Annotated in this window: 20 protein-coding genes; 13 read left to right on the top strand and 7 right to left on the bottom strand. The window is 64.4% G+C overall.

What is annotated here, in order from left to right:
• The coding region (locus IVB47_RS23675; RefSeq protein WP_247464789.1) for a glycogen synthase at positions 1-1,174 on the bottom strand (1,174 nt) is incomplete at its 3' end.
• 334 nt (positions 1,175-1,508) lie between these two features.
• Here IVB47_RS23675 and treZ point away from each other — a divergent pair.
• Positions 1,509-3,320 (top strand): malto-oligosyltrehalose trehalohydrolase, encoded by a 1,812-nt coding sequence (gene treZ / locus IVB47_RS23670; protein WP_247464787.1) that lies wholly within the window; start codon positions 1,509-1,511, stop codon positions 3,318-3,320.
• Positions 3,321-3,383: 63 nt separating this feature from the next.
• Positions 3,384-4,241 (top strand): glucose 1-dehydrogenase, encoded by an 858-nt coding sequence (locus IVB47_RS23665; RefSeq protein ID WP_247464784.1) that lies wholly within the window; start codon positions 3,384-3,386, stop codon positions 4,239-4,241.
• A gap of 63 nt (positions 4,242-4,304) precedes the next feature.
• On the opposite strand, the gene IVB47_RS23660 is transcribed toward IVB47_RS23665, so the two are convergent.
• On the bottom strand, positions 4,305-4,820 hold the full coding sequence (locus tag IVB47_RS23660; RefSeq protein ID WP_247464781.1) for a ferritin-like domain-containing protein: 516 nt from the start codon (positions 4,818-4,820) through the stop codon (positions 4,305-4,307).
• Between the two features lie 86 nt (positions 4,821-4,906).
• On the opposite strand from IVB47_RS23660, the gene IVB47_RS23655 reads away from it, so the two are divergent.
• Both IVB47_RS23655 and IVB47_RS23650 read left to right on the top strand, forming a co-directional pair.
• Positions 4,907-5,101 (top strand): hypothetical protein, encoded by a 195-nt coding sequence (locus IVB47_RS23655; RefSeq protein WP_027519884.1) that lies wholly within the window; start codon positions 4,907-4,909, stop codon positions 5,099-5,101.
• A gap of 122 nt (positions 5,102-5,223) precedes the next feature.
• On the top strand, positions 5,224-5,406 hold the full coding sequence (locus tag IVB47_RS23650; protein WP_247401302.1) for a hypothetical protein: 183 nt from the start codon (positions 5,224-5,226) through the stop codon (positions 5,404-5,406).
• 33 nt (positions 5,407-5,439) lie between these two features.
• Here the strand turns inward: IVB47_RS23650 and IVB47_RS23645 are convergent, their stop codons facing one another.
• The gene (locus tag IVB47_RS23645) at positions 5,440-5,580 is read right to left on the bottom strand and encodes a hypothetical protein (RefSeq protein ID WP_155810080.1); all 141 of its coding nucleotides are present in this window, start codon (positions 5,578-5,580) and stop codon (positions 5,440-5,442) included.
• Positions 5,581-5,947: 367 nt separating this feature from the next.
• Positions 5,948-7,735, bottom strand: coding sequence for a peptide ABC transporter substrate-binding protein (locus IVB47_RS23640; protein ID WP_247464778.1), 1,788 nt, complete (start codon positions 7,733-7,735; stop codon positions 5,948-5,950).
• Between the two features lie 392 nt (positions 7,736-8,127).
• Here IVB47_RS23640 and IVB47_RS23635 point away from each other — a divergent pair, with 392 nt between their 5' ends.
• The 9 genes from IVB47_RS23635 (at position 8,128) to IVB47_RS23595 (ending at position 17,234) form a co-directional block, all read left to right on the top strand.
• Positions 8,128-8,922 (top strand): MetQ/NlpA family ABC transporter substrate-binding protein, encoded by a 795-nt coding sequence (locus IVB47_RS23635; RefSeq protein ID WP_027570461.1) that lies wholly within the window; start codon positions 8,128-8,130, stop codon positions 8,920-8,922.
• Between the two features lie 136 nt (positions 8,923-9,058).
• Positions 9,059-10,093 (top strand): putative FMN-dependent luciferase-like monooxygenase, encoded by a 1,035-nt coding sequence (locus tag IVB47_RS23630; RefSeq protein WP_027570462.1) that lies wholly within the window; start codon positions 9,059-9,061, stop codon positions 10,091-10,093.
• Positions 10,094-10,140: 47 nt separating this feature from the next.
• Complete coding sequence (locus tag IVB47_RS23625; protein ID WP_247465296.1) at positions 10,141-10,767, top strand: CMD domain protein; 627 nt, start codon at positions 10,141-10,143, stop codon at positions 10,765-10,767.
• 12 nt (positions 10,768-10,779) lie between these two features.
• Positions 10,780-11,364: an alkylhydroperoxidase domain protein gene (locus IVB47_RS23620; protein ID WP_247287730.1), complete on the top strand. Its 585-nt coding sequence runs from the start codon at positions 10,780-10,782 to the stop codon at positions 11,362-11,364.
• A 60-nt stretch (positions 11,365-11,424) separates the two neighbouring features.
• Positions 11,425-12,582 (top strand): ABC transporter substrate-binding protein, encoded by a 1,158-nt coding sequence (locus IVB47_RS23615; RefSeq protein ID WP_247464775.1) that lies wholly within the window; start codon positions 11,425-11,427, stop codon positions 12,580-12,582.
• A 13-nt stretch (positions 12,583-12,595) separates the two neighbouring features.
• A complete protein-coding gene (locus IVB47_RS23610; protein ID WP_247464771.1) occupies positions 12,596-14,419 on the top strand; it encodes an ABC transporter permease in 1,824 nt (607 codons plus the stop codon).
• Complete coding sequence (locus tag IVB47_RS23605; protein WP_247464769.1) at positions 14,419-15,252, top strand: ABC transporter ATP-binding protein; 834 nt, start codon at positions 14,419-14,421, stop codon at positions 15,250-15,252. Before IVB47_RS23610 ends, IVB47_RS23605 begins: the two co-directional genes overlap by 1 nt.
• Complete coding sequence (locus IVB47_RS23600; RefSeq protein WP_247464766.1) at positions 15,249-15,989, top strand: ABC transporter ATP-binding protein; 741 nt, start codon at positions 15,249-15,251, stop codon at positions 15,987-15,989. The genes IVB47_RS23605 and IVB47_RS23600 overlap by 4 nt, the downstream gene beginning before the upstream one ends.
• Positions 15,990-16,202: 213 nt before the next feature.
• Positions 16,203-17,234 (top strand): HoxN/HupN/NixA family nickel/cobalt transporter, encoded by a 1,032-nt coding sequence (locus IVB47_RS23595; protein WP_247465294.1) that lies wholly within the window; start codon positions 16,203-16,205, stop codon positions 17,232-17,234.
• 16 nt (positions 17,235-17,250) lie between these two features.
• Here IVB47_RS23595 and IVB47_RS23590 read toward each other — a convergent pair whose 3' ends face one another.
• From IVB47_RS23590 to IVB47_RS23580, 3 genes are all read right to left on the bottom strand, one after another.
• Positions 17,251-18,762, bottom strand: a complete 1,512-nt coding sequence (locus IVB47_RS23590) for an ATP-binding protein (RefSeq protein ID WP_247464763.1) — start codon at positions 18,760-18,762, stop codon at positions 17,251-17,253.
• A 102-nt stretch (positions 18,763-18,864) separates the two neighbouring features.
• A complete protein-coding gene (locus IVB47_RS23585; RefSeq protein WP_247464759.1) occupies positions 18,865-19,680 on the bottom strand; it encodes a YkgJ family cysteine cluster protein in 816 nt (271 codons plus the stop codon).
• 231 nt (positions 19,681-19,911) lie between these two features.
• Entirely contained in the window at positions 19,912-20,976 is a 1,065-nt protein-coding gene (locus IVB47_RS23580) for a 2-dehydropantoate 2-reductase N-terminal domain-containing protein (RefSeq protein WP_007595931.1), read from the bottom strand.
• Between the last annotated feature and the right edge of the window lie 289 nt (positions 20,977-21,265).

Raw genomic sequence — 21,265 nt, 5'->3', positions numbered from 1 at the left:
AGCCGAAGCGCTGGGCGTACATCTGGCTCAGCCCGCAGGGTTCGAAGCGCGACGGCATCAGGGTAAAGTCGCTGCCGGCGAATATCTTTCGTGCCTCGGCGTCGTCGAAGCCGATCTTCACGCCGATCGAGCGCGGCGCGCGCACCTGCGCCTGCAGCAGCGCCTCCTCGAATTGCGGTTCGCCCTTGCCTGTCACGACAATCTGGCCGCCGGCGTCGATGATCGCTTGCGCACTCTCGATGACGAGGTCGACGCCCTTCTGGTGCACCAGGCGCGCCACGAGCGCGAACAGGGGACCTCTCGAGACCGCCAGTCCGAACTGTTCCCTCACATCGTCCGCATTCAACGACCGTTCGGCCCAGTCACCGGCGCCGAACGGCTGGAACAACGAGCGGCAGGTGCGAGGATCCCAGCTCTCGTCGATTCCGTTTAAGATGCCGGAAAGCTGGTTGCGATCGGCCCGTTGCCGCAACAGCCCTTCGAGACCGCAGCCGTACTCGACGGTGGTGATCTCGCGGGCATAGGTCTGGCTCACCGTCGTCAGGTGGGAAGCGTAGACCAGGCCGGCCTTGATGAAGGACAGGCGATTGTAGAATTCCACGCCGTCGATGTTGAAGCTCGCTTCTGGGATGCCCAGCGGCGCGAGCGAGCTGCGGTCGAAGACGCCTTGATAGGCGAGATTGTGGATCGTGAACACAGTCGGAATGTGCGCGTAGTGCCATTCCAGATAACCGGGGATCAGCGCACATTGCCAGTCATTGGCATGAACGAGATCCGCGGCCCAATCCTTGTCGACCAAGCCTCTCGCAACCTGCGCTGCGGCATAAGAGAAGGTTGCGAACCGGACATTGTTGTCGCCCCAATCAGCTCCGCGGCCATCGGCATAGGGCGTGCCGTCTCGTTCGTACAACGCCGGGCACCGGACGACGTAATAGGTCATGCCGTCGGCGGTATGCCCAAGATCGATGGCAAAGGCCGGAAGGGCCGCGAAAGGTTGGCATCGTCCGACGGTCGTAAGGTCTTGTAATCCGCGCAGGACGGCCGGGTAGCCGGGGATGATGACGCGGACGTCGGCAAAGTCGCGCAAGGCGCGCGGGAGAGCCGCCGAGACGGCGGCAAGTCCACCCACTTGAATGAAGTCTGATACTTCGGGCGTCGCGAAAAGGATCCGCATGCGTCACGCCGCCCGGCCCGAGGGACACCACTGGCCTCTGCCAACCATCTCTAGAATTCCAATTGCGCTTCCCCAACGGAGCGCAATTCCTGAATTCCGCGCCGCAACAAACGTTCCTAACTTTCGCACCGAACAGACGTTTTTCGTCCTCGGTTCAAAAGTGCACACAGAGCGTGTGCGCGGGGTGCGGCGCTCGCCTGAGGAACGAATGCCTGCATCTCGGCTTCTCACGTCCTGAGCATGCTTAAGCGATCGTAAAATCGAGCTTCGCGAAGCGTGTCGTAACTTCCAGCCATGCACGCAAAGGCGGCCAGTTTTGAGTCACAGATTGGGAATGGCAGGGCAAGCGCGACACCACGGTCCTCGATGCCTCCAGCAAGGGGTCTGTTTCAATCTCTGGGCACCGACGGCGCAATCGGTCGAATTGCTCGAAGCCGGCCGGCCGGCACTTCGAACGACGCGCGACGAGGATGGCTGGTACCAATGGTTGAGCCCCACCGCGCGTGTCGGCACGCGCTATCAGTTCAGGATTAACGAAGATCTGGTCGTTCCCGACCCTGCCGCGTTCTTCCAGCCGGACGACGTCGGGGCGCCGAGCGAGGTGGTGGACACTGCGGCGTTCCGGGACTCGGTGCTCTATCCCGGCCGCCCCTGGGCGGAGGCCGTGGTCTACGAGTTGCATGTCGGCACCTTCAGCGAGGAAGGCACCTATGCCGGTATCGAGAAGAAGCTGCCCTATCTGCGCGATCTCGGCATCACCGCGATCGAGCTGATGCCGCTCAATGACGTCCCCGGCCGGCACAATTGGGGCTATGACGGCGTGCTGCTGAACGCGCCGAATGCACGCTACGGCAGGCCGGAAGACCTCAAGCGGCTGTTACGCGCGGCGCATGCGCTCGACATCATGGTCTATCTCGACGTCGTCTATAACCATTTCGGGCCGCAGCTGAACTATCTGCACCTCTATGCAGAAAGCTTCTTCACCCCGCGCCATAGCACCGGCTGGGGGCCTGCGGTCAACCTCGAGGGACACGACGGCGCGTTCGTGCGCGAGTTCCTGATCGAGAACGCGCTGATGTGGCTGCGCGACTACGGGTTCGACGGCTTGCGGCTCGACGCCGTTCACGCGCTGAAGGACGATTCCGACCGCCATTTCCTCATCGAGCTTGCCGAGACGGTTCGCAGTCAGCTGCCGGGCCGGCGCGTGCATCTGATGCTGGAGAACGAGGCCAATCAGGCCCGCCTGCTCGACCGCGCTCAAGGGCGAACCCGGCTCTATGACGCGCAATGGGGCGATGATTTTCACAACGCGCTCCACGTCCTGTTGACGGGCGAGGACGAAGGCTATTATCGCGCCTTCGCAGACAGGCCGCTTGAACATCTCGCGCGAGCGCTCACCGAGGGCTTTGCCTACCAGGGCGAAGTCTTTCCGCTGCATGACGAACCGCGCGGCGAGCCGAGCGCGCATCTGCCGCCTGAGGCCACCATCTTCTTCGCCCAGAACCACGACCAGATCGGCAACCGCGCGCTCGGGGAGCGGCTTTCCGCGCTGGTCGGTCCGGAGAAGCTGGATCAGGCCATGGCACTGGTTCTCTTGAACCCGCATATTCCGATGTTGTTCATGGGTGAGGAAGCCGCGGCCGAGACGCCATTCCTGTTCTTCGCGGACTGGTCCGGCGAAGCTGCCGAGCTGACGCGGGAAGGGCGGCGCAAGGAGTTCGCGCACTTCAAGGCATTCTCGACGCCCGACATGCGCGCCAGAATTCCGGATCCGTGCGATGAAAAAACCTTCGAGGCATCGAAGCTCGATTGGACGGACATCGATCGCTCTCCCGCCAGCGCCAGGTTTCGCGGTCTGACGACCCAATTGCTGAAGATACGGCGCGAGAAGATCGTGCCGCTGATCAAACGGGGTTTCGTGTCGGCTCATTGCAAGTTGCTGGGGGAGGACACTTGCACGGCTGGCCTGGATGCCCGTTGGCGGACCGAGAACGGAGATATTTTGCAGATTGTTGCCAATTTCGCCGACCGCGAACTGCCCATGCCGGCGCTGGTCGCGGGCGAGAGCCTGTGGCGATTGGGCGCGGCCGACGCGCCAGCCCTGTTGCCGAACGACATCATCGTGCGGCTTGGCCAGGAAGCGTGATGGAACGGCGAGGAACGCTTCCGAAAGCTTTCCGTTAGCGGAGCAAATCCCTGGAGCCGCTCCATGACCGACTATCCAAAACCGCCTTATCCTCCGCAACAGCAACCGATGCCCGGTTCGACCCGCGCGATGAATCCGCGACCGGATCACGGCGAGGAGACTTACAAGGGCGCCGGGCGCCTGGCCGGAAAGAAGGCAATCATCACCGGAGGCGACAGTGGCATCGGCCGCGCGGTCGCGATCGCCTATGCCCGGGAAGGCGCGGACATCGTCATCGCCTATTTGAACGAGGACGAGGATGCCACCGAGGTGAAGGCGCTGGTGGAGCGCGAAGGACGCAAGGTCGTCCTGATCCCCGGCGACATCCGCAATCCCGATCATTGCCGCGCGATCATCTCCCGCACCGTCGAGGCGTTCGGCGCAATAGACATCCTCGTCAACAACGCGGCCCATCAGGACACGTTCAAGGAGATCGGTGATATCAGCGACGAGGAATGGCAGCGGACGTTCGAGACCAACATCCATGCCATGTTCTATCTCACCAAGGCTGCGGTGCCCCACATGCGCCCGGGAGCGGCGATCATCAACACCGCGTCGGTGAACTCCGACATGCCGAATCCGACCCTGCTGGCCTATGCCACGACCAAGGGCGCCATTCAAAACTTTACCGGTGGGCTTGCCCAGATGCTGGCGGCAAAGGGCATTCGGGTCAATGCGGTCGCCCCGGGTCCGATCTGGACGCCGCTGATTCCGTCGACGATGGCGGAGGACACCGTGAAGAATTTCGGCAAGCAGGTGCCGATGCAACGGGCCGGCCAGCCGGCCGAGCTCGCGACCGCCTATGTCATGCTCGCCGATCCGCTCTCAAGCTACACATCGGGAGCGACCCTTGCGGTCACCGGCGGCAAGCCGTTCATCTGACCGAACGTGCGACGAGAAAGTGGCAGCCCTGCGAGCAGGGCCGCCACGCCCAGTACGTCTCGATCAAGCGGCGCTGGACGCCTTGGCATTGACGCCCTTGCGAAGCGCCACAGTGTTCAGCTTGGTGTTGGCGGCCTTCTCTTCGTTCAGGTTCGTCGTGAGGAAGCGCACGATGTCGTCGTGTCCAAGCTCCTCTGCCCATGCGATCAGCGTGCCGTAGCGGCACATTTCATAATGCTCGACAGCCTGTGCGTTGGCCACGATCGCGGCGTCGAGCACGGCCTTGTCCTCGATCTCGCCCTCGGTCTCATCGGCCTCCTTGATGATGCCGTCGATGGCGGGACAGTGTGTCCCGCTCGGCTCCTTGCCGAGCTTTGCGAACACCTTGCCGAGCCTGTCGACCTGCTTGTTGGTCTCTTCCAGATGAGCTTTCAGTCCGGCGACGAGGTCTTTGTTGGTCGCCTTGTCGATCATCTTCGGCAGCGACTTGAGGATCTGCTGTTCCGCGTAGTAGATGTCCTGCAGCCCGTGCAGCAGCAGGTCTTCCATCGATTTGATGTCCTTGGTGAAGAATCCCATAAACGACGTCTCCTTTCACAATGATGGAACTGGAACGCCGCACAGCCGCAGCTGTTCCATTCCCGTGACCAGATCAGGAGAGCCGAATGAGCGATGGTGCGGATCATCTTGCGAGCCTGCTCGGACGGGCGGCGATGGACGTGTGGGGCGACATGCCGCGCGATATCCAGGAAGCGCTGTTCGAGACCGCCATGAAGGGACGGCCTGCGGAGCGGGAAGAGCTCGCGCGGCTGCTGCACGAGCGGCATCCCCGTACGCTTCATCCGGCACGCCCGGGCTGAGCCGCGGCAGGAACGATCCGGCAAGGAGCCGATTTGTAAAATGGGCGAGGCGCGGTGAATGGGATTCGACGAAGCCCGTGAGCCGTGGCTCCGCCCAGAATCATATCGGTGAGTCGAGCGGCGTGACTGAAACGATTATCGGAAAATGGTACGATCCGATCTCCCAGAGATGGATTGTGCCGCGCGAAGCGCCCCCGGTGGCGGGCTACTCGCAGTCCAACCCGGAGAAGGGGTTAGAGACCCGCGCATCGGGCGAGGCGCAGCGGATCTGGGACCTGCTGGTGGATTGCTGCGCGTGCGGGTGATTTCCGAGCCGCACTATCATTGGCTTCGGCAATTCACAGAGTGATGACATAGACCGCGAAGGCAATGATGAGCGCCAGGCTCACGACGGCGGTGCTGATCAGTATCTTGCCCATGGCGCGTCCGTGCTGTCTCGCAGCGTCAATGAAACAGCCGTCCTGTTCGTTCCGGACCATCAGCGGAAGGCAGCTCCGACTGTTCACATGTGAACAAAGGGCGTCGGCACCAAATGGCTTGAACTATATCATTTGATACAGACATGGCTGCGCCCGCTCTTATCATTGGCAATCCAGAAGGGCACCGCATGGTGCCATGACATGGAGACCCGATCGTGCTCAGGCGGCGTCGCGTTCAGCAAACCACCACTCTTCAAGAGCGGCTTGCGGAGTTCACCAGGACCATCCGCGAAAGGGCCGAGTCGTTGCCCGACGGTAAGGAGAGGGATGAGCTGATGAAACGGCTGAGAAGCGCCGACACGGCGTCAAACCTCGACCGTCAATTCGCCGGCAGGGATTGAGCTTACAAGGATTGAGCTGGAAGGCGTCAGCTGCGGTACCAGCTCGCCAGATTCCAAGTCGTGACGTCCCATCCCGACATGTCGACCATGAGGTTGTTGACCCCTGCGTTGACGATGTTGCGGGATAGAAGCGGCAGGAACACGTTGGCCTCGCAAAAAGTTTCGTCGACCTTGATCAGCAACGCGGCGCGCTTGACGGGATCGAGCTCGTTCTGTGCAGCCTTGTAGGCCTTGTCGGCCTCGGGATCGGACCAGCGCGAGACGTTGCGGCCGAGCCATTTGTTGTCCTTGTTGGAAATTTCCCAAGAGACGCACTGGTTCAGGAAGCGCTCCGGGTCGGGCTGCGGTTGCGTGGTGTTGTACATCTCCATGTCGGCATAGAACTTCGAGTAGGTGTCGGGATTGCCGACGTCGGATGAGAAGAACACCGATGCCGTGACCGCCTTGATCTCGATCTCGATGCCGGCCTTCTGGCAGGCCTGCTTGATGATGGCCTGCGTCTTCTGACGCGGCGCATTGGTCGAGGTCTGAAAAACGAATTTGAGCTTCTTGCCGTCCTTCTCACGGAGGCCGTCCGCGCCCTTGGCCCATCCGGCTTCATCGAGGATCTTGTTGGCCTTGTCGACGTCGAACTCGTATTTCAGCTTGGGCGACTTGAACTGTTTGGGTGCGTTGACGAAGCTCGCGGTGGCGATGCCGCCGCGCCCGTAAATGAACTTCTGGATCGAGTCGCGGTCGATCAGCAGGTTGATCGCGCGGCGAACGGCAGGATCGGACAGCGTCGGGTGCTTGGTCTTGGGGCTGGAGCGCTCGCCGTCCACCTCGGTCCACGGGTCCGTCGTGTTGAGGATGATGAACTCGACGTTGCCGGAGGGCGTGACGTCGAGCTTGCCCTTGCCGCTGGCCTCCATGCGCTTGAGGACCTCCTCCTCCACCTGCATGTTCCAGGCATAATCGTATTCGCCGGTCTGCAGCACGGCGCGCGCCGCGGACACCGCATCGCCGCCGCCCTTGATCTCCAGCGTGTCGAAATGCGGCTGGTTCTTGACGTGATAGTCGGGATTGCGTTCGGCCCGGATCAAGTCACCGGGCTTGAACTCGACGAATTTGTAGGGACCGGTGCCGACCGGCTTCAGATTGCCGGGCGCTTCGCGCGACTTCGCGCCGACATAGTCGCCGAAATGATGCTTCGGCAGGATCGGGCCGACCGAGCCGACGAAGGGATCGGCCCAGAACGGGGTCGGGGCCTTGAAGAGCACCTTGATGGTATGGTCGTCGATCTTCTCGACCGTGATGTCCTTGTAGGAACCGGTGGTGTACGCCGCCGTGGCGAGATCCGAGGCGTATTGCCAGGTGAAAACGACGTCATCGGCGGTGAAGGGCTTGCCGTCATGCCATCTCACGCCCTGCTTCAGTTTCCAGGTCACGCTCAGGCCGTCCGGCGAAAGGCCGCCGTTCTGCTTGGATGGGGCCTCGGCCGCGAGGCAGGGGACGAGGTTGCCCTCCTTGTCCCAGCCGGCGAGGGGCTCGAAGAAGACGCGCGAGGCGATCTGGTCCTTGGTGCCGAGCGCGAAATGCGGATTGAGCAGCGTCGGGGCCTGCCAGAGCAGGATCTTGAGCGGGCCGCCGCCGCCGGCCTTGGTCGGCTTGTAAGGCAGCGTGGCGTCCGCCATCGCCACGTCGTTCCAGACCAGGATCTGGCTGGCGACGGGCGCTGCGATCCCGATCGCAGCCATCGTCTGCATGAACGAGCGTCGCGACAGCTTGCCCTGCTTCACCTCAGCGATGGACTTGCGGATTTCGTTCTCGTTCATCGGATGATCCCCACTTCACGGACAAGTCGTCACCGGCCAAGGCCCATCATGTTTCATCAAGGGCGAGGCGGCAATGCCGACAGGGTGAGAAAACCATGCGGCGAAATGACGAACGTGCGGGGAGGGGTCTGAAGCCCGGATGGGGCCGAGCGCAAACCAGGATAAGTCCGGCCGCGGCAGGCGGCGCTCCGGATTGCGCTTCGCTCCAGCGGCCTGGGCCCAACGATCCGTGCCGTTTTGCCGTGATGCGCCTCATACTTGCGCAGGTGCATTCGTTCCCCCCATGCGGACGAACGGAGAAGCGTCGTCCGCTCCAGCAGGCCAATATGGATTTCAATTTCATTGATTTCGCGCTGCGGAGAAGCGAATACGGTTCCAATCATTGCCAAGCCATGGAGACCAAGATGTCGTTTCGCCTCCCCCTGATCCTTGCGACCGTGCTCGCCGCCTGGTCGGCCGCCGCTTCAGGCGAGACCATCAAGATCGGCGTGACGCCGGGGCCGCACGCCCAGATCTTCGAGGCCGTGAAGCCGATCGCCGCCAAGCAGGGTCTCGACATCCAGCTCATCGAATTCTCCGATTACGTCGTGCCGAACGCCGCGCTCGATGCAGGCGAGATCCAGGCCAATTCGTTCCAGAACCAGCCTTATCTGGACAACCAGAAGGCCGACCGTGGCTACAAGATCGAAGCCGCCGGCCTGACCGTGAATTTTCCGATCGGCGTCTATTCCAAGAAGCACAAGGCCTTCGCCGACATCCCCGAGGGCGGCAAGGTCTCGATCCCAAACGATCCGACCAATGGCGGCCGCGTGCTGCTGCTGCTGCGCGACAAGGGCGCGATCAAGCTGAAGGACGGCACGGGCTTCAAGCCGACGGTGCTTGATATCACCGAGAATCCCAAGAAGCTGAAGTTCATCGAAGTCGACGCAGCGCAGGCGCCGCGCGCGCTCGACGATGTCGACGCCGCGGCGATCAACACCAATTATGCAACCCAGGCGGGCCTCGATCCCGTCAAGGATCCGATCCTGCGCGAGGATCCGAAGGGTCCCTACGTCAATCTCATCGCCGTTCGCACGGTCGACAAGGACAAGCCCTGGGTCAAGATCCTGGTGGACAGCTACCACACCGCGGAGGTCAAGGAGTTCGTCCTGACCAAGTTCAAGGGCGCGGTACTGCCGAGCTGGTAGGCAGTCTGCCCAGCCAAAGTTCAGCTCAGGGCGATCCCGGCGGGCAGGCTTGCGTACGAGCCCTGCGCAATGCCCGCTTGTCTGGAGCTGCGGCAACCGACATCATCGGGGCCCATCCTCGTCCGACAGGGGTCGTATGAAACGCTTAGCAAACCTGAAACGCCTGGGGTTTTTCACGCGGCTTCTCGACGAGGCCCCGCCGGCCGACCGATATCGCTTCGCGGCCGAGCAGATCGTGCGCGCCGAGAAGGCGGGCCTCGATTCCGCGTGGATCGCGCAGCACCATTTCCACGAGCGCGAGGGCGGTCTGCCGTCGCCCTTTACTTTCCTCGGTTACGTCGCTGCCCAAACCTCGCGCATCCGGCTCGGTACCGGCATCGTCACCTTGCCGCTGGAGAATGCGGTGAGGGTGGCGGAAGACGCCGCGGTGCTCGATCTGCTCTGCAACGGTCGCTTCGAGCTCGGTGTTGGCACCGGCGGCAATCCCTCGGCCTTTGCCGCGTTCGGCCTCGACAGCGCCCAGCGCAACGAGATCTTTGCGCGCAATCTCGAGGTTGTCCGCACCGCGCTGGTGGGCAAGCCGCTCGACGGTGGTGACACGCTCTATCCACAGCGGCCGCAACTGGACAACCGGATCTGGCAGGCGACGTTCTCTGTGGCGGGCGGCGCGCGTGCCGGCAAGGCAGGCGATGGCCTGTTGCTGTCGCGTACCCAGCCCCGGACCAAGGAGGCGCCGAAGGCAACGCTGGCCGAGATTCAGAATCCGGTGATCGATGCCTATCTCGAAGCGCTCCCGCCGGGACGCGAGCCCCGCATCATGGCTTCGCGCACCGTCTTCGTCGCCGACGACCGGACCGAGGCGATGCGCCTTGCCGATATCGGCCTGCGGCGCGCTCTGCCGCAATTCCTCAAGGGCGGCCACGCCAAGCCGGGCGAGACGCTGGAGGAGATGATCGCGGCGTTCGACACCCACGTCGGCGCGGCCGACGACGTCATCGCCTCGCTGCGGGCCGACGCCACCCTGGAGCGGGTGACCGATCTCGTCTTCCAGGCACATTCGGTCGATGCCCCGCATCCCCACATCCTGCGCTCGATCGAGCTGGTCGCGGAGAAGGTCGCGCCGGCGCTGGGCTGGGCGCGGACAGCGCCCGACGTGGCGCTGGCGGGATAGTCGGAATGAACGCAATCGCGTTGCACGAGGCTGCAAGAGGTTGAATGATGGCTACGAAAGATATCATCGACACGCTCGCCAGGATCGAACCGGGTTCGGCTCTGGACCGCATTCGCGCCAAGCGCGTGCAGGCGCGCGACAATGCGCAGAAGAGCTATCTCTCTCTGTTCGAGCCGCTCGACGCCGGCGATGTCTCGCTCGTCGAGCGTGCCGCAGTCGCGTTCTTCGTGATTGGCCTTCACCGCGAGCCGACTGTAGCTGCCTTCTATCGCGCGAAGTTAGCTGCGACCGCCGATGGCGCGCGCCTGGTCGAAGCGGTCGATGTCGAAATCGCGCGGGGCGAGACCTCGGGCCCCTACGGCGCCTTTCCGGCCGGACCGCTTTCGGTGGAAAACAAGCCCGGCCTGATCTACCGCGTCAGCGCGGAGCGCAAGCCCGATCTCGGGGATCGGCTCGTTGCGGCGTTCGAGCATGCGCATCTGCTGGTGTTCCGCCCGCGCGATGCGGCCGCGGCCGACATGAGGGCGTTGCTCGCCGCTGGCTGGTCGAACACCGGCATCGTCACGTTCTCTCAGCTCGTTGCGTTCCTGTCGTTCCAGGTGCGCGTTGTCACCGGACTGCGCGTGCTGGGTGCCTCGCTCGGGCGCGCCGCGAACGCCGCGGCCGGCGCGTAAGGAGGCTGCATCATGAACGTTGCAAACGATGTCAATCCGCCCGTCGTCTTCACCCAGGATGAACTGGGCTGGGTGTCGTGGATCGATCCGCTGCCCGAGACTGAGCTGACCGAGCGGCATTTCGCCGGCCTGGTCGATCGCTCCCGTTCCAAGTCCGAGTATTTCCGACTGCTGGTGCGCGATCCCGAGGTGCTGGAAGCCCGCACCAAGACCGACAAGGACATCTTCTACAACGTTGCCGACGGCCTGCCGCGCGCCGAGCGCGAGCTCGCGGCGGCTGCGACCTCGCGCTATAACGGCTGCATCTACTGCGCCTCCGTACATGCGCGTTTCGCCAGCACCTATTCCAAGCGCCGCGACGATGTGCAGCGGCTGCTCGACGAGGGCGTTGGCGCCGATCTCGGCGAGCGCTGGAATGCAGTCGTCAAGGCCTCGGTGGCGCTGGCCGCAACGCCGATCGCGTTCGGCCCCGACAATATTGATGAGCTGCGCCGCGCCGGTCTCGACGATGCGGAGATCGTCGACGTCATCAACGGCGCGTCGTTCTTCAACTGGGCGAACCGGCTGATGCTGTCGCTCGGCGAGCCCTCGAAATAGCCAATCTCACCGGCATGGAAATTGCTGGTTGTTTCAACACCTGACAGGATGGAGCCGTCCATGAGCAACATCGATCGTCGTACCCTGGTCAAGGGCTCGCTTGCCGGCATGATGGCGGGAGCGGCCTTCTCGCGCGCCGCGCTTGCGCAATCGTCCGAACCGATTTTGCTGGGCGTCAGCGGTCCGTTGACCGGCCCGAACGCGCAATATGGCACGCAGTGGAAGCAGGGCTTTGATCTCGCGCTCGACGAGATTCAGGCGGCGGGCGGCATCAACGGCCGCAAGCTCGCCTACAGCTTCGAGGACAGCCAGAGCGACCCGCGCCAGTCGGTGGCGATCGCCCAGAAGTTCGTCTCCGATCCCAGGATCGTCATGGAGCTCGGCGACTTCTCCAGTCCCGCCTCGATGGCGGCGTCGCCGATCTATCAGCGCGGCGGGCTGGTGCAGTTCGGCTTCACCAATTCGCATCCCGACTTCACCAAGGGCGGCGACTTCATGTGGAGCACCTCGGTCAGTCAGGCCGACGAGCAGCCGCTGCTGGCGGCCTATGCCGTCAAACGTCTCGGCCTGAAGAAGCTCGCTGTGCTGCACCTCAACACCGATTGGGGCCGTACCAGCCGTGACTATTTCGTCAAGGCCGCGAAAGAGCACGGCGCCGAAATCGCCGTCACCGAAGGCTACATCGCGGAGGAGCGCGACTTCCGCTCCACGCTGGTGCGGGTCCGCGACGCCAATCCGGACGGGTTGATCCTGATCTCCTATTATTCCGACGGTGCGCTGATCGCGCGCCAGGCGCGCCAGGTCGGGCTGAAGCAGGTGATCTGCGCCGCTAGCTCGGTCTACTCGCCGAAATTCCTGGAGCTCGGCGGCGATGCGGTCGAGGACGTCCATGTCGGAACGCGCTACTTCCCGGAAGACCCGCGCCCCGAGGTGCAGACGTTCATCGCGGGCTTCAAGAAGAAGTACAACGGGGTGGAGCCCGACGCGTTCAACGCCTACGCCTATGACGCGATGAACATGGCGGCCGCCGTCGTGAGGATCGGCGGCGCCGACCGGCGCGCGATCCGCGACGCCTTCACGAAAGTGAAGGACGTCTCGAGCGTGATCTTCGGCAAGGCGACGTTCGACGTCGAGAGCCGGCGCGTCAAGGGCGCCATGAACGCCGAGCTCGTCGTGCGCAAGGGCCAGTTCGCCCTCTGGGACGGCAAGCCGACCTGAGGGGATTTTCTGCGTGTCTTCCTGGCTCGACTACACGATCAACGGGCTGATCGTCGGTAACGTCTACGCCCTCGTTGCGGTCGGGCTCGCGCTGATCTTCGGCGTCAGCCGGCTGATCAACTTTGCGCAAGGCTCGATCTATCTCGTTGGCGCCTATATCGGCTGGGTCGCGGTGGTGCAGCTGCATACGCCGCTCCCGCTCACCATCATCGTGGTCGCGGTGGCGGCGGCGCTGGTGGGCTTGATCATCGAGCGGTTTGGGCTGCGTCCGCTGCAAAACTCGGTGCGCATCGCGCCGTTGCTGGCGACCATAGGCATCAGCTTCGTGCTCGATCAGCTCGTGATGCTGACCTTCTCGCCCAATCCGCGCGCGCTGCCGAGCCAGTTGCCGGATATCCGCTTCCAGATCGGCGGCGGCACGATCGGACCGCTCGATCTCCTCATCGCCGGCGTCGGCCTCACCAGCGCGTTGCTGCTGTTCGTGTTCCTGCGCTACAGCAAGCTCGGCTGGGCCGTGCGTGCCACCGCGCAGGACCGCGACGCCGCGATGCAGATGGGCGTCGACGTCAATCGCGTCAATCAGGCCGTGTTCGGCATTGCGGCCGCGCTCGGCGGCGTTTCCGGCCTGCTGGTCGGCATGTACTACAACCAGATCGACACCGCGATGAGCCTGCAGGCGACGCTCAAGGGCGTCGTCGCCGAAGTCGTCGGCGGTGCCGGCAATGTGCCGGGTGCGGTGATCGGAAGCCTGCTGCTCGGATTGGTCGAGAGCTACGGCGTCGCCGTGTTCGGCACCAGCTACCGCAATCTGTTCGCGTTCCTGCTGCTGGTCGTCGTGCTCGTGCTGCGGCCAAACGGCCTGTTCGCCAGCGCCCGGCAGGCGCCGCCCGAGCCGCTCACCGGCACCTTCATCGCGCCGAGCCGGCCGGTGCGGATTCCGCGCTGGGCTCTGCTGATCGCTGCCGCCGTCTTCGCGATCCTGCCGCTGTTGCCAGTGTCGTTCTACGTGCTCCAGACCCTGATCAACGCCTGGCTGCTCGGCATGCTCGCGCTGAGCCTCACCCTGGTTGCAGGCACGATCGGTCAGGTCTCGCTGGGACACGCCGCGCTGCTCGCGATCGGGGCCTACACCTCCGCGCTGCTATCGCTCACGTTCGCCATCCCGGTCGTCCTTGCCATCATCGGCGGCGGCCTGATGAGTGCTGCGCTGGGCACGGCGCTGATCTCGCCGTCGTTCCGGCTGCGCGGACATTATGTGTCGATCGCGACGCTCGCGATCGGCGAGATCGTCTCGCTGGTGATCCTGAACTGGGAGAGCGTCACGCGCGGGCCGATCGGCATCTCCAGCATCCCGCCGCTGTCGCTGTTTGGCTATGAGCTGGTCAGCCCGATTTCGATTTACTGGTTCAGCTTCATCGTGATGGTGGTGCTGGCGCTGCTGCAGGGACGCCTGCTCGGCTCCCATCTCGGCCGCAGCTTTCGCGCCATCCGCGACGACGACATCGCCTCGCGCGCCTATGGGCTCAGCCTGAATCGCTACAAATCGCTGGCCTTCATCTTCGGCGGCTTTGCCGCCGGAGTCAGTGGCGGCATCGCCGCGCATCTCTATTCTTACATCAACCACGAGACCTTCAACACGCAGCAATCCATTTTGGCGCTGACCGTGGTGATCCTCGGCGGCCTCGGCAATGTCGTCGGGGCCATCGTCGGAGCGGTTGCGCTGGTCGGGCTGCCGGAAGTGTTCCGGATCGCGGCGGAGTATCGCATCCTGATCTACGGCATCGTGCTGCTGCTGCTGGTGCGGTTCAGACCGCAAGGCTTGTTGGGGACGATGTGATGAGCACGACCATGCTGTCCCTGCGCGGGCTGACGCGGCGTTTCGGCGGCCTCACCGCCGTCGATGCCATCGATCTCGATCTCGCCAGGGGCGAGCTGATCAGCATCATCGGCCCGAACGGGGCCGGCAAGACGACGTTGTTCAATCTCGTGACCGGGCTTGACCGGCCGGACGCCGGGACGGTTCGCTTCGAGGGACTGGACATCACGGGTGTCTCGCCGGAGCGGCTCGCCGCCGCAGGCATCGCGCGCACGTTCCAGCTCGGCCGCGTCTTCGGCAATCTCAGCGTGATGGATAACGTGTTGATCGGTGCCCACACGCGGCTGCGTGCGGTCAAGCCGGCCGTGCCGGTGATCGGGCCATTGCTGGAATTGGGGTTGGCGTTGCTGCGCCCCGCCAGCGTCAAGGCCGAGGAGGAGCGCTTGCGCGAAGAGGTGAAGGTCATTCTCGCGCGCTTCGGCGAACGGCTGCTGCCGCGCATCGACCAGCCGGCCTACAGCCTCTCCTACGCCAATCGCCGCCGCGTCGAGATCGCGCGGGCGCTCGCGCTGAAGCCGCGTCTGCTGCTGCTGGACGAGCCGACCGCCGGCATGAACCCGACCGAGACCACGGAGATGCAGGGGCTCGTCGCCGAGCTGAAGGCCGAAGGCCTGACGATCTTGCTGATCGAGCACAAGCTCGAAATGGTGATGCGCCTCTCCGACCGCGTCATCGTCATGGACGAGGGCAAGAAGATCGCGGAAGGCCCGGGTGAACAGGTGCGCGGCGATCCCAAGGTGATCGAGGCCTATCTCGGCCACGGCCTGACGACGAAGCAGGAGAGCGCGGCATGACGAACTCGCCTCGCGATGCGCTGCTCGCGCTCACCGACGTCAATACCTTCTACGGCCAGGCCCAGGTGCATTTCGACCTGTCGATATCAGTGCCGCGCGGCCACATCGTCTGCCTGCTCGGCGGCAACGCCAGCGGTAAGTCGACGACGATGAAGATCATTTTGGGCCTGGTGAAGCCACGCTCGGGCGAGGTGACTTTCGACGGCGCCTCGCTGCTCGGACTGACCACGCCGCAGATCGTCCGCCGCGGCATCGCCTCGGTGCCGGAGGCGCGGCGGCTGTTCGCCGACATGAGCGTGCGCGAGAACATCCTGATGGGCGCCTTCGTGCGCGACGACCGCGAGGCGATCGCGCAGGATCTCGACAAGATGCTCACGCTGTTCCCGAAGCTCGGCCAGCGGCTGTCGCAGCGCGCCGGCTCGCTCTCGGGCGGCGAGCAGCAGATGGTCGCGATGGCGCGCGCGCTGATGAGCCGTCCCAGGATGATCGTGATGGACGAGCCGACCATGGGCCTGTCGCCGCTTTACGTTGACCGCGTGCTGGAGCTGATCCGCACCATCAACCAGGAGGGCGTCTCGGTTTTCATGGTCGAGCAGAACGCCAGCCTCGCGCTCGAGATCGCGCACGAGGCCTATGTGCTCCAGACCGGCAAGATCGTTCTCTCCGGCTCCGCCCGCGCGCTGAAGGACGATCCGCGCATCCGCGACGCTTATCTCGGCGGCTCCGAGGCGGCATAGCGCCATCATGGCCTGCATGGTTCGAGACGCCCGCGCAGCGGGCGTCTCGAAGGATGGCCGCAAGCACTGCTGCAGAACCGTGCCGCCCCCTCCGGGATTGCACTGGTCAGTATGACCATCTTATGAAAAGATCATACCGCTCGTGCGATGTGGCGTGCAGCAGACGGAATGATTGTCGTGACGAAATTATCTTTGCGGGCGGTCGAGCCCGGAATGGTGCTGCTGTTCGGCGGGCTGATCGCGGCCAACATCGGGGCCTGGGCGTGGGCGTTCGCGGCGTTCGGTGATCGGCCGACGGTGATGGCGACCGCGCTGCTCGCCTGGGTGTTCGGCCTGCGCCACGCCGTCGATGCCGACCACATCGCCGCCATCGACAATGTCGTGCGCAAACAGATGCAGGCCGGCGGCGCGCCGCGCAGCGTCGGCCTCTATTTCGCGCTCGGCCATTCCACAATCGTCGTGGTCGCGACCATGCTGCTCGCGCTCGGCGTCGTGAGCCTCGGTGGCGACAGCCTGCTCAAGGAGATCGGCGGCTTCATCGGCACCTCGGTGTCGGCGCTGTTCCTGCTGGTGATCGCGGCCATCAATCTCGTCATCTTCGCCGGCCTGTGGCGGACGTTTCGCGCGGCACGGGAGCAGGGGATTGACGACGCCGAGGGCCTCGATGCCCTGCTTGCCAATTGCGGCCTTCTGGCGCGGCTGCTCGGCCCGATGTTCCGCCTGGTGACAAAACCCTGGCACATGTATCCGCTCGGCTTTTTGTTCGGGCTTGGCTTCGACACCGCGACCGAAATCGGCCTGCTCAGCATCTCCGCCGGCGAAGCCGCGCGCGGCGCTTCGTTTGCCGATGTCCTGGTCTTCCCCGCGCTGTTCGCGTCGGGCATGGCGCTGGTCGATACCGCCGACTCGGCACTGATGGTGAGCGCCTATCGCTGGGCCTTTGTCGATCCGCTGCGAAGGCTCTGGTACAACCTCACGATCACAGGGGCTTCCGTGGCAGTGGCGCTGTTGATCGGCGGCATCGAGGCGCTCGGGCTGATCGCGGACCGGCTCGGCCTGACCGGCGGCGTGTGGGCATTGGTTGACGCGCTCAACGACTCGCTCGCCAATGTCGGCTTCGCCGTGGTCGCGTTGTTCGTGATCGCCTGGCTCGTCTCGGTCGTGCTCTATCGGCGCATGTTTGCAGTTGAGCGGCGGCGCGCGGCGGATGCGCCTATCGGCGCCGAGGCCACCGAAGCGGCCTGATCGACAATCCGCTGGCTCAAGCCGACGCCGCGCTCGCGACCTGCTCAGCCGGCAGATCGTCGGCGTTGGGATCGCCCGGCGCGGTGGCCCAGGCCAGTTCCACCAGCGTCACGAACCTGCGGCCGGCGCCGTCGAGCTGGCAGACGATCAGGCCCTGCTCTTCCATGTAGCCGAGCAGGCGTTGCGCCCGGCGCAGCGAATGCGAGCCGTAGGCACGTGCGATGGCGGCGTCGCCGGGACACGGCCAGCCTTCTTTCGCCGCGCGCGCGATCATCATGAACACGCCCTGCATGTCCTCGGGAAGGATCGAGGCGCGGAGCGACACATCCTGCCAGGCGTCGTCCTCGGCATGCTCGGCGCCGAGCCCGGCGCGTGCGCGTGTCAGCATGCGGCGGAATTCGGTGAGGTCGGGCACCGCCGAGCCGAGGCCCTCGATGCGGCAGCGGACCACGAACTCCTGGTAGAGCACGCCGACCGCGCGGAAACCGGCATCGGGTGCGGCGAGTACGGCACGAAGGGTCCGATCCACGCGCTCGCGCCGCTCGGCGAGCTCCTCGGCACTGACCGGGACCTCGATCATGTCGGGGCCGATCTCCGGTGCCGCAGCCTTCGCGGCGCGGAGCTGCTCGAGCAGATCGGGCGCGGGCCGGCGCTGCGGCCGGCTGGCATCGGGCGGCGGCGCGGCGAGGATCACGGCGCGCATATTTTCGAGTGCCGCTTCAGGCATCGGCATCAGCCGCGGCGTGGAATTGCGCGGCTGGGTTTCGGTCGCGCCGATGTTCAAACGCAGCGGCCGGCGTGACAGCGCGGGGCCGAGCGCCATGAATTGTCCGCGTTCGAGATCGCGAAAGGATTCGGCCTGCCGCCGCTCCATGCCGAGCAGGTCGGCGGCGCGCGCCATGTCGATGTCGAGGAAGGTGCGGCCCATCAGGAAGTTCGACGCTTCGGCCGCGACGTTCTTGGCGAGCTTTGCCAGCCGCTGGGTCGCGATGATCCCGGCAAGCCCGCGCTTGCGGCCGCGGCACATCAGATTGGTCATCGCGCCGAGCGAAAGCTTTCGCGCTTCGTCAGAGACTTCGCCCGCGACCGCAGGCGCAAACAGCTGCGCCTCGTCGACCACCACCAGCATCGGGTACCAATGGTCGCGCCCGACGTCGAAGAGTCCGCCAAGGAAGGCCGCGGCACGGCGCATCTGGTTCTCGGCGTCGAGCCCTTCGAGATTGAGCACGGTGGAGACGCGATGCAGCCGCGCGCGCTCGCCGGCAACCTGAAGGCCGCGTTCGGTGTGATCCTCGGCCTCGATCACGAGATGGCCGAAATGTTCCGCCAGCGAGACGAAATCGCCTTCGGGATCGATGATGGCCTGCTGCACCCAAGGCGCGCTCTGCTCCAGCAACCGCCGCAGCAGATGTGATTTTCCGGAGCCCGAATTGCCCTGCACCAGGAGGCGGGTCGCCAGCAGTTCCTCGAGGTCCATGGCCGCCGCGGCGCCCGCCGTGGTCTGCCCCATCTCGATCGCAACCGTCATGCCCGACTCAAGTCCCATCATTCGCGGACAGGGGCTTATCAACCCGGCCGCGGCGCGTCGAGCGCCACGGCGGAAATCATGGTCCGTTGCCCACGGCGGAGTTCAGGCGTGACGCGACAAACGTAGAAGTGCGGGCCGATAGGGGGCTTGTGGATCGTCGTCCTCATTCGAGGGAATGGCGCAGGAGCCGAATTCCTGCCTGATCCGCTCGATTTCGGCGATGCGCTCGTGCAGCCGCTGCAAATGCTCCGGGGATTTCGCCCGCCAGAATCGGAAGGTGTCGGCGGTGAGCGGCAGGAACGCGGTGCCGAACAGCGTCGGCTCGGGAACGACGGTGCGCCCGAGCAGCAGGAACCGGTCGGCGCCGGAGACGACGAGCGTCGCGTAGCCGCGATTTCCGATTCGCTTGATGCCGTTCAGCGACCATTCGGCGAGCTTGCTGAAATAGGGCTCCTCGCGCCAGCGGTCGGGGCAATGGTCATCGACCGTCACGTTCACGGCGTCCTGGCTGAAATGCACGATGATGCCCAACTTCGCCGGGAACCAGTCGTCGTCGAGATGGCCTTGCAGCCAGGCGCAGACGAATGAACGGCACATCTGGGGACGGCGCTCGTAGATGGTGCACCCGGTGCCTGTCTGCCAATGCTTGCACAGCTGGTTTACCGGCTTGTCGACGCCGGCCACTTCGAGGATGTCGCAGCAGGCATTGCACGAGCCGCATTGCCGGGTGGGCGGCGGCGCAGTTCGACCGGCTGCCCTGAACCCCTGGCTATCGCGAACGAGCAGCCGCTGTTTCTCGAGTGCGTTCAATGCGCGCTCGATCTTGAGGCGGGACAAGCCGGTCGCGTCAATGACGCCCTTTATCGTCGTTGCGCCGGCTTCCACGGCGCGAACGACCTGCAACGTCGCCTGATCCATCTTCGACTACTTGTTCTTCTGCCTTCCATCTGACGATTGCGCGCCGGTCGGGAACCTGCGGAACCGCCTGCCGGCCCGTCGCGCGGCGGATAATTCGGCAACTCGCATGGCTAGAACTCGCATGGATGCGATGTTTGCGCAAATCGGTGGCGTCCCGGGGACGGTCCGAATTGCGCCTGATCGCGATCGATGTGGCAATTCCGGGCAGCAAGGCCTGCCGCGCCGATGGTGTTACAGCGCGCCCGATCCGCCCTGCACGATCTTCTCGTTGAGCTTCAGGTCCACGGTCTCGACCGTGCGGTCGATCTCTGCATTGGGCGCGCCGAGCTGATGCGAGATCAGCTTGACCAGCAGATCGACGCGCTCGATGAAGGGCGCGCCGCCGGCCACCGCGCGTGCGGCCGATGACGGCTTCAGCAGGCTCTCGGCGGCCTTGGCATATTTCGCGAACGGCACCTGATCCTGCGGATCGGCGCCCAGACGCCGGGCGATGGCGTCGACATGCTCGTAGATCGTCTGCGAGCGCGCGAGATCACCGTGCACGGCGTCGCGGATCGACTGCGGCTCGTGTGGCGTGATGCAGCGGTAGTTGCCCGTCAGCAGCATCGACCATTTCGCCAGCGGCACGAACAGAGAATCGAACACTTTCAGCTTCACCGGCACGTCGTGGCCGTCGAGGGTCACCGCATCGATGTCGGCTTCGAGCTCGCGCAGCACCTTGTTGTGCTTCTCGTCGGCGAACACGGATGCTTTGAAATTTGTGGGCAGACCGACGTGAAGCACGTTCGCAGCCTCTTCCGGCGGACGGAACGCCTGCGGGTCGGGCGAGCACAGGGTTACGAGCCCCGGCTCGAAGCGCTCCCACACCTGCGCGTTGGTGTAGGCCTCCTCGAGATCCATGTCTGCAAGCGAGGGAATCCGTTTCAGATAGGGCAGCGGCGGCATGTTCATGATCGACAGGCACGGCAGCTTCGCCGCGGCGATCCTGACCATGAGAACGCGCACCGTGTGGTTGGTGTATTGCGGCTCCTGCATCGCAAGGCCGACCATGTCGTAGCGCGACAAGTCCACATTGGCGGGTGTCACGGCGTCGAGCTTGCCGGGCAGGTCGCGCGAGAAGATGGCGCGGTGAACCGCCTCGTCACGCAACTTGATGCGCACCTCGGTCCCCTCGCGGTTGATCAGCTCCGCGGTCTTGGCGCGGCAGACCAAGGTCACGTTGTGTCCCGCCATCAGCAGCTTCGTGCCCAGCAGGGAGCCGTAGGAAGCCCCGAGAATCAGGATGTTACGCGCCATGCCTCGTCCCTTTGCCAATTTGTGATTTTTGAGCCCCGGCCGTCATCCGCGGCCGGGTTTGGCGGGCATGTAAGGCAAAGTGCGTGAGGATGGCAACTGGGATAATGGATACAAGGGCCGGGCGAATATCACATGGCGGGATCGGGCGGAGTGCATCCGGGGCTGCTCGGCCCAGCGTTCGGTACCTTCCCGGATTACGCTTGCACTCCATCCGGGCTACGGGACCTCCTCTGTGTCGCCCTCTGTCAATCTACCTTCGCGAAAATATTCCACTTTACCGAAATTCGGA

Origin of the sequence: Bradyrhizobium sp. 62 (assembly GCF_023073035.1) — a bacterium.
Lineage (GTDB): Bacteria > Pseudomonadota > Alphaproteobacteria > Rhizobiales > Xanthobacteraceae > Bradyrhizobium.
Note: the sequence above shows the minus strand (reverse complement) of the source record. Positions and strands in the feature narration are given on the sequence as shown.